This window comes from Cupriavidus oxalaticus, assembly GCF_004768545.1.
GTDB lineage: Bacteria > Pseudomonadota > Gammaproteobacteria > Burkholderiales > Burkholderiaceae > Cupriavidus > Cupriavidus oxalaticus_A.
Genome location: NZ_CP038639.1, coordinates 262,388 through 276,310 on the forward strand (window position 1 = coordinate 262,388; position 13,923 = coordinate 276,310).

Below are 13,923 nucleotides of genomic sequence, written 5' to 3' on the forward strand. Positions count from 1 at the left end.
GGGCGCCTCGTCTTCCTGGAGTAGAAGTACATGTACAACGCACGCATTGAGGCATTCCGCGCAGAGGAGACCCTTTCCGGATTCCAAGCTATGACGCCAGCGTCGGCTGACCTCAAGCGGTTCTGCCGAAAGCAGGTCGCCGAGATGATCCAGCGGGCCGGCGTCGAGTTTGGCATCGACGGTGCCCCCATCGCCATCGACGAAACACGCCTGGCTGTCGACGGCTATCCCAATATCTGGGAGGCCATCCGGGCCGGTGTCGTGCCGGACCTGGATCGCTTCTGGAACCTGCTGCGCGACACGTACGAGGCTGATGGGCCGGAGAAAGCCGAGCAGCAGATGGCGGCCACACTCGTTCGTGCCTTCGGCCTGGCCAGCAGTTCGGCCGTGCGCCGCTCCACCGCCTTCGTTCGGCTCAAGCTCATTGCGATATCGGAGACGGTCAGCGATGCCTCGCTGCCATCGCGTCAATTGCATTTCGGCTCGTTGGAGCCTGTTTCGCAGGCGTTCGCTGCACTCGCGGTCTTTGCACGCCGCAATGGCCACGCCGTTCTGGCGAGCTGCCTCGCGCAGTTCCATCCCGCCGATGTGTTTGAGTCGCAGCAGCGGCGCACCTTCCCAGGCCTCGACGTCATTCAGTACAACGAGTATTGGGAGTTGCGCTTCGCCACGCCAGTCGCTGACACGCTTCTCGCGTTCGTCCAGCGGCACGTCGGCATTTCACCTCAGTCCGCATAGTCGACCACGGCTTGCATCCCCCTTACGCCCCGTCAGTGACTTTCACCGACGGGGCTTTTTCTTTTCTGGAACCCATCATGTCTAATACTTGGTATGCGCCCTTGCGGGCGCTTGTCAGCCTTGGCTCTCAGGCCGAGAAAATCGCGCACCAGGGCGAGATACACGCGGCGCGTCAGCGCCATCTGTCGCAGTTTTTCACGCCCGATGCCATTGCCCGCCTGATGTGGGGCGCGGTCGCCCACTGGCAGCCTAACCGGAAGGTGTCGATACTCGATAATTCGGTCGGCTCGGCCCGCTTGCTGCAGTTCGCGAACGCGGGCACGCACAGCCTCTATGGCGTGGACGTGCACCAACCAACGATCGAGGCGGTGCAGCATGCCATCGAGGCTGCTGGCTTTGACGGCAGCTTTCGGCACGCCGGCATGGAGGAAATCCATCCGACGCGCTTCGATGTTGCCCTCATTAACCCGCCGTTCTCCATCCATCTGGAGTCGCCGCACCTGAAGCCCTACGACTGCACTACCTGGGGCCGATTTGGGCCCAACACCAGCGCCCTGAGTCATGAATATGGGCTGTCCCAGGCACTCGACGCGGCGCAGATCGTGGTGGCACTGCTGCCCACAACCTTCGTCGACAAGTTCGCCGGCCTGGTGATCGGCCACGGCGAACCCTTCGCCGATGCGGCAAGGCGTGTGGTCGGCGTGTTCGACCTGCCAACGAGCGCCTTCCGGGAGGAAGGGGCGGAGGTGCGCACCTCCATTGCGGTATTCGCGCGCTACCGCATGCGCGCCCGCGATTTCGTGCGGCAAGCCGTGTCGGATTTGGCCGAGCCGCTGCCTGCGCTGGAACTGCAGGCCGAGGATCGTCTCTATGGCGAACCGCGGCTTGGCCACCAGCTGCTGGATGACGAAGGGCCCGCTATCACGCGTCCGGTGGCCTCGCAGAAACGGGTACGCATCTCGCATGACGGGCGCCGCATCGTGCTCGGATTCGAGTGCGGGTTCGTCGAGGCGATGGTGCTCAATCGTGTGCTGGAGCGCCGCATCGTGTCGCTGGAGGGCCAGCGCCTGCCCCGTGGCTTTCGCTACGCAGGCACGGGCCGGCTGGATCTGGAGGCCTATCTGGTGCAGCCTGATCCGATCGGGGCATTGGGGACGCTCGTTGCCATGGTGAAGTCTGCCGGCGGTGAGCCGGAGTTTGCACCGGGCTTTCTCGAGCACTTCCGCCAGCGTCTGCGTCGCAGCATGCGTCAGGCGTTGCCCTTGCGCCATGCGGTCTGGACGACCGGCGTAGGCGCCGCCGAGACCATCGTCGGTACGGCCACGAAGACGCATCTGGTCGATTCGTCGGTTTGGGGCGGCCCGGTTATCAAGGCCGGCCAGACGGTGCGCTTCGATCGGCAGCCTGACGGCCGCTACCAGTACACGGTGCGGGACAAGTGTTATGTCGTCTCGTTGGACGAGATCACCACCCGCTACAGCGTCGGGAAATCGGCGCAGGCGTGGGAGATCGTGCACGAGGGGATGGCCGTGCGCTATCCCGGGCAGGCCGAGCGGCTGCGCAAGCGGCTGCTGGCGCTGGGCATTGACCGGTGGCTGGACTGGCAATTCCAACAGGAAGACCTGGTTGAGCTGCTGCTCAAGCCCAACGGTGCTGTGGCCGCGTGGGAGCAGGGCTGCGGCAAGTCGCGTCTCGCGGCGGGCCTGATCCTGCTGTCCGGCGTGAAGCACGGCCTCATCGTTGTCGAGGCACGGCTGATCGCCGAGATGCGCGCCGAGCTAGAGCAGGTCATGCCGGCTTCGGACGTGCATGTGATTCAGTCGCCTGAGGACCTGGTGCAGCTTGGCCGCCTCAACCTGATCGCCTATGAGCGCTTGCGCATGCCCGTTGACCGGCAGGCCTCGCGCCGCATCACGTACGCGCATCGGCTGCGTCGTCGCGTCGGCCTGCTCGTGGCCGATGAAGGGGAGCGCCTGTCCAACCCGGCAAGCGACCAGAGCCGGGCGCTCTGGCAGCTATCGGCAAAGCGGCGCTATATCCTGACTGGCAGCCCGATTGCCAACTACCCGCGCGATATCTTTGGGCTTATCGCGTTCACGGGCGGTGACGGCACGGCAGCCCAGCCGTATGGCTACCGGCGTGGCTACCTGGAAGCGAACTGGCTCGCCTCGGTGCAGCATGCCGAGCGCGGCATCGACCGCTTCCGCAGCGACTTCGTGGTGCTGGAATGGGTGACCTGGGAGTTCGCCGAAAGCCTGCAGGATGGGGCCAAGCGCGAAGTGCCCAAGATCGGCAACCTGCCGCGGTACCGGCAGATGTTGGCGCCGCACGTGAAGCGTCGATTGGTGTGCGAACCCGATGTTGCCCGCTATATCCGCATCGAGCCGCCCGCGGTCGAGATGGTCGAGACGGACTGGGACCCCGCGCATTTGTCGTTGTATCTGCGGACGGCCGACGAGTTCGCGCAGTGGTACCGGGACGTGCGAAAGGTAGAAGGGAAGTCCAACAACCTGATTGCGATCCTGGCACGCATCCGTGCCGTGCACTTCGCCGCCAACTATCCGCAGCATGGGGTCGAGGGTGTCGGAGTGCTGGGGCAGCTGACCAGCAAGCAGCGCGAGGTGATCAAGCGGTTGGAAGCTATTGCTGCAGAGGGAAAGCAGGCCATCCTGTTTGCCGAGAATCCGGGCGTCATTAATCTCATCGCCAGCGAGTTGAAGGCGAAGGGGGTAGAGACGGTGCCGTTTCACGGCGGCATTCCGATTGCGAAGCGCGTGGCCGACAAGGACAAGCGTTTCGTCGGCGGCACTGCCACGGGCCTGTTGTGCACCAAGGCGTCGGGCCGGGCGGGCTACAACCTGCCCAATGCCGACTACGTCCTCTTCTACGACCGTTCGTGGACGTGGCGCATCGAGTACCAGGCGATGCGGCGTGCGCTGCGCTGGAACCGGAAGGGGCAGTTGAAGGTGGTCTATTTCCATTTGCCCGGGAGTCTAGATATCTACCAGGACCAGATGGTGGCGCACAAACGGGATGCCATGGAGGCGGGCCTGGACTGGGTGACACCGGAACTGGAGGACGAGGCGTTCCTGCATATGGACACGCTGTTGGACGAATTTGTCGACGATCTCGCCAAACTACACGGCCGCAAGGCCCGGGATCAACGTGAACTGCTCAAGGAGGCAGCATGAAAGCGAACGAGTGCAGCATCGCCATTGGAGAAGGGCTGGCAACGATCAAGCGACGCGGCACGCGTGGCACGACCGTTGCCCACATTCTCGGTACGATCGAGGCGGACGGGTTGGAAGTCGTCTGCCTCGATCGTCTCGTTCATGGCATCGCCGAGAGCGAGATGGACGGCTGGCAGGTTAGTGGCGCCGTGACCAGCGTGCTGGCCAGGCCGATTGGACCCATTCCAGCGAAAGGCAGTCGAAATTGACCAACTTTCGGGGGATGCCTCTGGCTTAAACCACTTTAAGATCAGTTCCGTAGCGTGCCCCGCTACGGAATTGCCTCTCAAGATGTACCCGTTCCACTCAAGCCCTCCTCGTGAGGGCTTCTTTTTTTGCCAACCTGCTGGGAGCGACCCAAAGAGTCATCCGGCCATCTGCGAAAACGGTCACTCGTCACAGCACTTTCACATGGGTGGCCGTTTCATCTTCAACCGCCCAAAAACCAAGTCGAGAATAGAAGGCAGCGGCGGATTCAGTATCGGTTGAAAGCCGGACTTGACGGAAATGCTTCGATGCATTCTGAAGAAGCTCAAGAACGAGGGCTTCACCTATGCCGCGACGCCGAAAGGCGTTTGCAACATAGAGACGACGCAGGCGTGCTGTAAAGCCGTCCGTGACGTACGGGTCAACGTTCAACCCTCCGATTCCTACAAGGGTTCCGTTGTCAGTGATCCCGAGGAGACACTCCCCTGGCTTGTCGAACCTGTTGCTTCCGACGCGCCACTCGTCGATCAAACGCCCAACAAAGTTGAATCCTTGCGCTGAAGCCTCACGCTCCAGATCAGCTATCTGTGGCGGAAGGACTGTTAACCGATTGACCGAGAACATTTTGGAGTTTCGCAGCAGGCAGGTGGTAATGTTAGCGATTCGACGGTCCGCTTACCGGCAATTCGCCTGTCGTCGGCAAACGGCAGAAACTGGCCGAAGTCAGCGCTTGGCGGGCACGAATAGACCATAGCATCTTGCTCGTCGATACGGAATTCGAGTATCCTCACACCACATTCCGCGTCCCTGACGCATCGACCCCGCACCTTTTGGTGCCAGCTTCTGCAGTATGGTGGCAGCCGGCTTAGCCTGGCAGTCCATCCTTCCACCCCATCGGGAACCACGTTCCCGGTGCGGCAACGGGTTCCCATTCCGTCTCGGAGAACCCAAAAATGCAAAACCCCACTGTTGTCATTGGCAAGATCCGTCCTGGCCGTAACCCGCGCAAATACTTCGATCCTGCCCAGATGGCTGAGCTGACCGAATCCATTCGCGTGGACGGTCTCCTTCAGCCGATTCTGATCCGTCCCGTCGAGGACGATGAGAATGGTCATGAGTATGAAGTGGTTGCCGGTGAACGTCGCTACCGCGCTGCACTGGCTGCGCATGGCGATGGATACCACATCCCCGTCACGCTCAAATTGATCACCGACGCCGAGGCAGACCGTATGGCGTTGATCGAAAACGTGCAGCGTGCCGACATGGCGCCTTCCGAGGAGGCCGTGGCAGCATCGAGGATCGTGGGCCAGTTGCAGGGCGACCGCGACGAAGCGGCCCGCCTCCTTGGCTGGTCGCGCTCGACGCTGGACAAGCGCCTGGCGCTCATGAACTGCAGCGACTCGGTTCTGGATGCGCTCAACACTCGTGTCATCCAGCTCGGCCACGCCGAATTGCTGGCGACGCTCGCCAAAGCCACGCAGGACAAGCTCCTGCCGGTCATCGTGAGCGAAAAGAAGTCCGTGTCCGAATTGAAGAAGACCATCGAGGCTGCCGCGTGCAGCCTGGAAAAAGCCATCTTCGAGAAGACGGAATGCGCCAGCTGCCAGCACAACTCTTCGTTGCAGACGGAGATGTTCGGCGAGGCAATTGCCACGGGCAACTGCACCAACCGCGTCTGCTATACCGAGAAGACCGACCGCAAGCTCGACAGCATCAGCTACGGGCTCAAGGACGAGTATCAGGTCATTCGCATCGTACGCCCCGGCGACAACCACACCCGCATCCAGCTTCAGGTCGATGGCCCGACTGGGGTGGGGGAGGAGCAGGCGAAGGCTTGCCATGCCTGCGAAAACTTCGGTGCCGCCGTCAGCGGCCTGCCCGATTCACTGGGTAAGGTCTACAGTGGCCAATGCTTCGACACCGTCTGCAACCAGCGGAAGGTGGCCGAACGCCTGAAGGCGGAGCGCGACGCGAAGGCGGCGGCGCAAAAGCCTGCAGGCGGCGTGGCCGGCTCCGGCAAGCCCGCGAATGCGAAGGCTGGGGACAAGTCCTCGGCGCCAGCCGAGAAGCCTGTCACGTCGATCAGCGAGTCGGAGAAGGTCAAGAACTACCGGACCGATCTCTGGCGCAAGGCGCTGCGCAAGGAAGTCGCGCAGAACGCCGAGCAGGCCAATGCCTACCTGATCTCGATCGCTCTCAGCGGCCTCGCACGCAACATCGGCGGGGACAAGATGGGCAAGTTCTTCGAGAAGCTGACGGAGCAGAAGGCGTCGTCGACGCTGCAAGGCTGCCTGACGGCGGTGCATGCCCTGGACGCTGGCAAGCGGCAGCAGCTGACCATTGCGTTGACGGTCGCGGCGGTCGACGGGATGGAGGTGGCGAACCTCAAGGAACTGTGCCGTTACCACAAGCTGGATCTCCGCGCGCACTGGAACTTGCAGAAGTCGCAGGACTTCCTTGAGATGCTCACCAAGTCCGAGATGAAGGTTCTCGCGGACGAACTGGGCATTCGCAAGGCGCTGGGCGATAGCTTTGCCAAGCTGTTCAACAAGCCGAAACCCGAAGTCATTGCCGGCCTGCTGGCTGTCGATGGCTTTGACTACACCGGCAAGGTGCCCAAGGTCCTGGGCTACTGATCCCTTTCACACTGCCTTATCGCAGGGCGCCATCCGGCGCCCTGCCTCATCCCATTTCCCCAAGAGGTCACCATGTTTACTGAATTGGTTCCGCTCGTCCGTGCGAGCGACAAGGTTGTTGTTACGCTGTCCATGCAGGGCGATGTCATGTCCGTTGTTGTGCTGCCAGTTATCAAGAATGCCGCGGACGCTGCGCTGACATCGCCTCTGGTGCTGTCGGCAACGCCTGCGGAACTGGATGCTGAGTTCGCGGCGGCCGTCCTGAGCGTGAGCGAGTCGCATCGCTCGCTGGCAGAGCAGGCCGAGGCAACGAAGTCGATTCTCGATGCCGCCAAGTCCACGCAATCGTCCAAGGCGACGAAGGCGCTGGCCAAGGCCGCATCGCCATCGGCGTCGGAAGCGTCAAGCGGGTCGGACGATGATAGCGAAGCAGGCGATGCCGAAGCTGGTGACGCCGCGCAGACCGAGGCGGACGCGAAGGTGAGTACGCCGTCCTCGGTCGGCACGGATCTGGCGTCCCTGCTCTAAGGAGACCGACATGGCACTCGAAATCAAGAAGTTGCTTCGTCAGTTTTCCTACAACGGCATGGCCCTTGTGGACCCTGGTCCGGCGTTCACGCCAGAGCAGGTGCGCGACATCTATTCGGCCCAGTATCCCGAGCTGACCACTGCTTCGGTGGATGGTCCGGAGGTCAAGGGCGAGGTCGCGAACTTTACTTTCGTCCGCGCCGCCGGCGCCAAGGGCGCACATGCGCAAATCTGACCTGATGAAAGCACTGGCCACCGGCCAGTTTGCCACCACCACGGAGCCGCCCGAAAGGGCGGTTTTTTTACATTCTGAGGAGACTCAACAATGCTGTTCGATCCTCGGTCGTTTGTTCCAGAGGTCGACGCAGGACAACCCGCATGGACGCCTGCGCGACAACGTCCCATTGCCCGACGTCGACCTGCCCATGATTTTCTGACGCTGCCGGCCATCCCTGCTGGGGTTCCAAACAGCGCGCTGCTGACCTTCGGGGATGAGGTCGATGTGATGGACCTTGTCCGTGCACAGTTCGCCACCGGCGTACTGCGTGCGAGCGATGTGTCGAACCCAACGGGCGCAGGCGATGCGTTCGCGCAGGCCATGTTTGCGTGGCTGCGCGCCCGCACCCCTGAGTGCAAGCGACTGAGCTTCGGCTTCTCGCTGATCGACATTGGGGCTGCGAAGGATCAGCTGATGCAATTCGGCTGGGAAGACGAGATCGAGGCGCCGCTGTATCTCGCCATCGACATGCCCGGCGACGACGTCTACTTCATCGGTGAAGCGCGCGCGAGCGCACTGCGAGCGGCACACCCGCATCTTCTCTACACCGCGATGTCGCTGATCAATACGGCTAGCGCGAAGTCGCTCTTCCTGCGTACCCCTGAAGCCCTGCTTGACCTGTTTGCGCGGTGGCACTGGGAGTACGACAGCACCCTTGCCGACGACAAGAACGCCAGGGAGTTCCTTGCCGAGAGTTGTGGCATGGATGAAGGCGACATCGAGCGATACCTGCCGTCTGTCGTCAGGCCGGAACTCGCACCGGATGACGTCTTGCCGCCGGCCTGCCACGGCTATCCGGCGTCGAGCAAGCTGCGAGCATTCGGTAGCAGGAAGCTCTATGAACTGTCTCGCGCCCACAATGGCTGGATCAAGGATCTGTGTATTGCACTGGCCGATCTGCGCCTGACGCTGAAGAGGCGAGGCAACAGGTCGGCCGTTGCAGGTGCACAGTGGGCGGAGCCGGCATATTCCGCGGCCACGATCGCGTATGCCCGGTCCGACTACGTCACGCAGGTCCTCGACGACCTCTATGACGGGCTCAATAACAGCGGCGACGCGACGACGTTCCAGTGCTTCATCCCCATTGCGAGCGAGCCTGTGGCGATCCGGCAGCAGTTCAGAGACCTGGACGGCATGCTGAAGACCATCTCGGCGCTCGATCGCGTTCTCACACTCATTTCTGACTAGGAGGGCCACATGGCCGAAATCCTGGCCGCTACGCGGTCGCACGACGTGGCCCTGCAAGGCGCCATTTTGCTTTATGGGCAGGGGCCAGGGCAGTTCTCCTACGCTACAGCCCATCGCATCGAGCCGGATGGTTCGGGTCGGCCCGTCATTGGCGCTGGCACCCCGTTGAACCGTATGGCGTTGATCCACGCAGTACGTGAAGTGGCGGAGGCCTCGCTCCCCAAGGGCGAGTTCCTTACACCCAACGTACTGTCGATCAGCCCCAGCGCGGTGACCTGGTGGTTTCCGGCGGCACAACGGCGCGTGTTCTTCGACTGCAAGGAATTCGGCAAACGCAGCGCGGTGGTGCCGCACCCCGCGCTTGTGTTCCAGGCATCGCAGTCCGGGTTCCGGGTCTTCGCCCTGAGAGGGGACGAGCGCCCGGTACCGCTCAGCGACCTTTGCGAGCCGCCTTACTTCAACACCTGGGACCACGGCAAGATTTGCATCGGCTCAGCCCATGTGCCCAAGCAGATTGACGTGGCATCCATTGCAGGCTGGGAAGCCGGATTCTTCAACTCGGCCTTCACCCATCCCAACCATGGCGGCAAGCGCGTGACATACGAGCGCGGCGCCTATGCCTTCTGGAAGGACATGCTTGACGGGCAGTTTCCCGACTACCCGAAGCAGGTCCTCGTTCCCATAAAACTCAAGCTGGCGGATCTGATCGCCGGCAAACTGGACAAAGCATCATGAATCCTGCTGACGCTGCCCTGCAGCAATCTTTTCCTTCTTTAATGGTGCCGCGCTTCGGAGCGCTCGCACCCATGGAACGGCCCGGCGAGCGCCTGCTCATTGCGGCCAATGGCGTGTTCCTTGAGATCGTCCGGCCCTGGCTGCGCGTTGTCCGCCATCTCGGTGCCTTTCAGCATCGCACGGCCATTCCATATGGCGAGGCGGCAGAGACAACCGAGCTGCGCTGCAGACGGCTCCCGGCTGAGCTGATTGGGGAGTTCGCCGCGATGGCGCGTGCCGCGCATCCCAAGGAAACTGGGGGGTGGGTGGTCTGGAATGCCGACAGCGCTTCGTTCCGGCTGGTGCCAGTGGAAATCCTGGAGCACAGCGGCGGGCACCTGAAGTACGAGCGCCCCTCGCTGGCTGCAGACGATGTGCTGGTGGTCGACTGCCACTCGCATGGCCGACACCCGGCGTTCTTCTCGGCTACCGATGATGACGACGACCGTCACGACGTTAAGTTTGCGTTCATAATGGGCAACTGCGGCGCGCCAACACCGTCGATGTCGCTGCGGCTCTGCGCGAAAGGTATTTTTGAGAACGTAGAGAAGGTCCCTGCCGACTGGTACGCCGCGGCGCGCGAGGAGGTGCTGGCATGACCTTCGAGCATTGCATTCCCGCGAGCATGACGACGCGTGCATGGAAGGTGGCAGTGGTTGGTGCCGGCGGCACCGGCAGCGCCTTGCTACCCAATCTGGCGCGGCTGCATCACGCCATGCTGGAGCTGGGCCACCCGGGCGGCATCGAATGCACGGTCTACGATGACGATACCGTCAGCGAGACCAATATCGGTCGTCAGGGCTTTTATCCCGTTGATGTGGGCCAGCACAAGGCGACGCTGATTGTGAACCGGCTGAACAACCTGATGGGGACGCGCTGGGAAGCGCAGACGCGTCGCATTGGCAGCGGAGATCGCTTCGTCTGCGACATGGTGATTGGCTGTGTCGACACGCGGGCTGCCCGCAAGGCAATCCTTGGAGCGATGAAGCGTGGCACAGGTGGCTACTATCTCGACTGCGGCAATGAGTCGGACAGTGGCCAGGTGATTCTCGGCCAAGTGCGCGGCAAGGCGGCACAGCGCTTGCCCCATGTGGGCGACCTGTTCCCCGAGCTACTGAACCCGAAAGGGGACAAGGCCGACACTGCGCCGTCCTGTTCGATGGCAGAGGCGCTGCAGAAGCAGTCGCTGGTGATCAACCAGGCGATTGCGGTGCAGGCTTACAACCTGCTCTGGACGCTGTTTCGCACGGGCACGTTGAAGTTCTCCGGCGCGTTCGTGAATCTGGCGGTGGGGCGTACGAATCCGCTGCCGGTAGACCCACAGGCCTGGGCGCGATTCGGGTATCACCTGTCCGAACCGAAGCAGCGCGCGAGCCGCGCCTCTCGCCATGCCGCTTGAAGCCGCCATCCCCGAAGTATGGGGATGGCATTTTTCGTGCGCCCAGCATGGGCGCACTCTTGTGGGTGCAAGTCCCACCGTAAGCTGATCACAGCGAACGAAGCGAAGCGCAACTGCGTGAGGGCGACCGAGCGTGGGGAGGAAGCGTGGAGCGTAAATCGTGAGCCGATGAACAAGAACCACATAGAAGGCGCGGCTGAGCAGGGCGAGCGGGCGAGAAACCGCGAAGCTCTTGTGATCAAGGCGAGGCAGCGTAAATGTGGCGGCTGTGCGATGAAGGAGTGCGTTCTTACCTGGGGAGACCTCACCTCGATCCCGAAAGGGTAACGGCGTCGAGCCGGAGTGAGGAGTCAGCAGAGGCCGTAGTAGCCAGAGGACAGACCGGCAAGGTTGGAGCTATTGGCGAAGGGCCGAACGAGAGGAAGTGTCAGAAGCCATGACGATGTTGGAGGCCAGGCGCCAGAAGCCCGCGCGAGCGGGGCGGGACACCGAAGCCAGGGGTGAAGCCCCGGATGGAGTGTGTCGCGGCGAAGCCGAAATCCCGCGGCATGAAACGGACGGCACAGGGTCGGCGCTGCTGGAAGCGGCGCTGACGCGCGAGAACTTGCGGCAGGCGTTCAAACGGGTGCGGGCGAACAAGGGGTCGGCGGGTGTGGACGGGCTGGACATTGACCAGACGTCGCGCAAACTGGCGTCCGAGTGGCCTCGTATCCGTGAGGAACTGCTGCGGGGGACGTACCGGCCCAGTCCGGTACGACGGGTGACGATCCAGAAGGCGGAAGGTGGCGAGCGCGAGCTTGGCATCCCGACGGTGATTTCATAATGCACCTCTCACAGTTGAATGTTGGAATGTTGCGGCTGAAGATGCCCTGAAGTGCGTACCCAATCGCGCAGTTGCCGCTCCTTGGCGGGATCCAGGGTGATCCACCACGGGCCCCGTCCGTCGAGCTGACGGGCCTGGACCACCTTGCGTTTGATCCAGTAATAGACGACGTGCGCACTGACCGCCAGTCGACGGGCGAGTTGCTGTACCGTGAGCTCGTCACCCCGCTTGAGGCTGACTGACGCAATCTGATACCGATAGCGGATCCATTTGACCATGGAGAGCGTGAAGGGGCGGCCAGATGCGCTGCGCAGGCCTTCCTGATTGAGGCGCGCAACGATTTGCGGGTCGGACAAGTGCTGCGACAGTTGGCGCACCTTCTCGACGAGCGCGGCTGGATAGCGCATCGCTTCGGCGACCGGCTTGGGCAAGTTCACGGTGATGTCGGTACAGGCGCCACCCTGCCAGCGGATATGTAAGATAGCCTGTCTGGTTGCCGTCAATTTCTCTACCGTGATGTCCCGGATGAGCAGTCGCAACATGCGCTTGCGATCCTTCGCCGGGGTCGTCTGAGCGCGCCAGAGGCGCGGCAGATTGCGCGCCAGTGCGAGGACCTGGGTCTTCTGTTCTGGCGTGGCGACACGCGCCTTCTGGCTCTGGACCTGGGCGGCTTCCGCCTTGATTGCTTCGAGGCGAAGCATCGCATCATTCCAGCGACGCTCGAGGGTGCCAGCAACCAGGCGGTTGGCGGGATCGCATTCCTGGTAGCGACGTTCGGCGAGCGCGACCTCGTACTCGGCGCGTTCGATGCGCATGTGCCACTGGCGCATGATGGCCTGATCGCGCTGTTCGAGTTCGTTCAGGGCTGTCAAGGCCAGTTCGAGCTCGGTCGGGCGCAGTGCCTTGAGTACTTCGGCGCCAATCGCGTTGTCGAGCAGGTCGCTGCGCACGTTCATGCAATCTCTGGTCGCTAAACCCTGGCGGCGCTGCGCATTGCACAGGTACAAGGGATAAATGCCACCGTTACCCTGGTAGCGCACGGTCAGCGCCCGACCGCAGCAGCCACATAGCAGCAGCCCCTGAAGCAGCGCCAATCCTTCACGCGCCGGACCGCTGAGCACGGTGCCTTCACCGTTGGTCCGGTTGCCCGCCAGGCGTGCCTGGTTCCGCTCAAACTCCTCCGGGGTGATGTATCCCTCGTGATGTTCGGGTAGATGGACGCGCCAGTCTGCCTTGGGTACCGGCTGCACGCGCTTATGCACCTCCCCCTGTGGCGTGATGCGCTGGCGATACTGGTACCGTCCAAAGACATAAATGCCCGCATACGAAGGATTCTTGATCAGGCCGATCACGCGCTCATGTCTCAGGCGCCCCCAGATGAGCCGGCCCGCCCAAGCGCCGCCATAGGCGCGCTTGGGAAAGCGCAAGCCACCTTCGGCGAAGCGCTTGACGACCGCGTATGCGCTGCCGGTCTCGTGAAACAGGCGAAACGCCAATTGCACGGCGCCGCGCACCTCGTCATCGGGATCCAGGACGATGTGGCCCTCGTCGTCATAGCACAACCCAACCGGGAGCGGGAAGCGCAACTCACCCTTCTGCGCCTTGTTGAGCTTGCCGCCTTGGAGGCGCCCGCGCAAAAAGTGCAATTCGGCCTGTGCCATCGTGCCTTTGAGGCCCAGCAGCAGGCCGTCGTTGAAGTCGCCCGGGTCGTAGCACCCATCGGCGTCGACGACCAAGGTACCGGTGAGCGCGCACAACTCGAGCAGGCGATGCCAGTCCAGGTTCGAGCGCGCCAGGCGCGACACCTCCAGCGCAAACACGGCGCCCACGTGCCCCATCGAGACATCCGCCACCAGCGTCTTGAAATCCTCGCGGCCCGTCATCTGCGCGCCTGACTGACCGAGGTCCCGATCCAGGATCCGGATCGACGTTTGTGGCCAGCCCAATGCCAGCGCTTGGTCGCGCAACGCATACTGGCGCTCGGTGCTCTCCTGATGGTGTCGCACCTGGGCCAGCGTCGATTGGCGGATATAGATGTACGCCGGCTTGCTCTGATGTTGGGGGGTGATCTTGGTGTTCATCGACGGCCTCCTCGGTCAACTCCAGCGCGGGCTCTGCGGTGA

The 13,923-nt window shown here is 62.6% G+C and carries 12 protein-coding genes and 1 pseudogene; 11 read left to right on the forward strand and 2 right to left on the reverse strand.

Features of this window, described 5'->3' with window-relative positions:
- Positions 1-30: 30 nt before the first annotated feature.
- From E0W60_RS35810 to E0W60_RS35820, 3 genes are all read left to right on the forward strand, one after another.
- Complete coding sequence (locus E0W60_RS35810) at positions 31-738, forward strand: hypothetical protein (RefSeq protein WP_135707545.1); 708 nt, start codon at positions 31-33, stop codon at positions 736-738.
- A gap of 77 nt (positions 739-815) precedes the next feature.
- Positions 816-3,929 (forward strand): helicase-related protein, encoded by a 3,114-nt coding sequence (locus tag E0W60_RS35815; RefSeq protein ID WP_135707547.1) that lies wholly within the window; start codon positions 816-818, stop codon positions 3,927-3,929.
- Positions 3,926-4,177, forward strand: coding sequence for a hypothetical protein (locus E0W60_RS35820; protein ID WP_135707549.1), 252 nt, complete (start codon positions 3,926-3,928; stop codon positions 4,175-4,177). Before E0W60_RS35815 ends, E0W60_RS35820 begins: the two co-directional genes overlap by 4 nt.
- Positions 4,178-4,364: 187 nt before the next feature.
- Here the strand turns inward: E0W60_RS35820 and E0W60_RS35825 are convergent, their stop codons facing one another.
- Positions 4,365-4,799 (reverse strand): GNAT family N-acetyltransferase, encoded by a 435-nt coding sequence (locus E0W60_RS35825; RefSeq protein ID WP_135707551.1) that lies wholly within the window; start codon positions 4,797-4,799, stop codon positions 4,365-4,367.
- A 329-nt stretch (positions 4,800-5,128) separates the two neighbouring features.
- On the opposite strand from E0W60_RS35825, the gene E0W60_RS35830 reads away from it, so the two are divergent.
- From E0W60_RS35830 to E0W60_RS35870, 8 genes and pseudogenes are all read left to right on the forward strand, one after another.
- Complete coding sequence (locus E0W60_RS35830) at positions 5,129-6,811, forward strand: PRTRC system ParB family protein (RefSeq protein WP_135707553.1); 1,683 nt, start codon at positions 5,129-5,131, stop codon at positions 6,809-6,811.
- A gap of 72 nt (positions 6,812-6,883) precedes the next feature.
- Positions 6,884-7,339, forward strand: a complete 456-nt coding sequence (locus E0W60_RS35835; protein WP_135707555.1) for a PRTRC system protein E — start codon at positions 6,884-6,886, stop codon at positions 7,337-7,339.
- 10 nt (positions 7,340-7,349) lie between these two features.
- Positions 7,350-7,574: a PRTRC system protein C gene (locus tag E0W60_RS35840; RefSeq protein WP_135707557.1), complete on the forward strand. Its 225-nt coding sequence runs from the start codon at positions 7,350-7,352 to the stop codon at positions 7,572-7,574.
- Between the two features lie 90 nt (positions 7,575-7,664).
- Positions 7,665-8,804, forward strand: coding sequence for a PRTRC system protein F (locus tag E0W60_RS35845; RefSeq protein WP_135707558.1), 1,140 nt, complete (start codon positions 7,665-7,667; stop codon positions 8,802-8,804).
- A gap of 9 nt (positions 8,805-8,813) precedes the next feature.
- Complete coding sequence (locus tag E0W60_RS35850) at positions 8,814-9,539, forward strand: PRTRC system protein B (protein WP_135707560.1); 726 nt, start codon at positions 8,814-8,816, stop codon at positions 9,537-9,539.
- Complete coding sequence (locus tag E0W60_RS35855) at positions 9,536-10,177, forward strand: PRTRC system protein A (RefSeq protein WP_135707562.1); 642 nt, start codon at positions 9,536-9,538, stop codon at positions 10,175-10,177. Before E0W60_RS35850 ends, E0W60_RS35855 begins: the two co-directional genes overlap by 4 nt.
- Positions 10,174-10,977 carry a PRTRC system ThiF family protein gene (locus E0W60_RS35860; protein ID WP_135707564.1) on the forward strand — a complete coding sequence of 268 codons (804 nt, stop codon included), beginning with the start codon at positions 10,174-10,176 and terminating at the stop codon, positions 10,975-10,977. Before E0W60_RS35855 ends, E0W60_RS35860 begins: the two co-directional genes overlap by 4 nt.
- Before the next feature lie 436 nt (positions 10,978-11,413).
- Positions 11,414-11,791 (forward strand): annotated as a pseudogene (locus tag E0W60_RS35870) (group II intron reverse transcriptase/maturase); the annotation flags it as partial.
- A 17-nt stretch (positions 11,792-11,808) separates the two neighbouring features.
- Here the strand turns inward: E0W60_RS35870 and E0W60_RS35875 are convergent.
- Entirely contained in the window at positions 11,809-13,881 is a 2,073-nt protein-coding gene (locus tag E0W60_RS35875) for a recombinase family protein (protein WP_135707565.1), read from the reverse strand.
- Between the last annotated feature and the right edge of the window lie 42 nt (positions 13,882-13,923).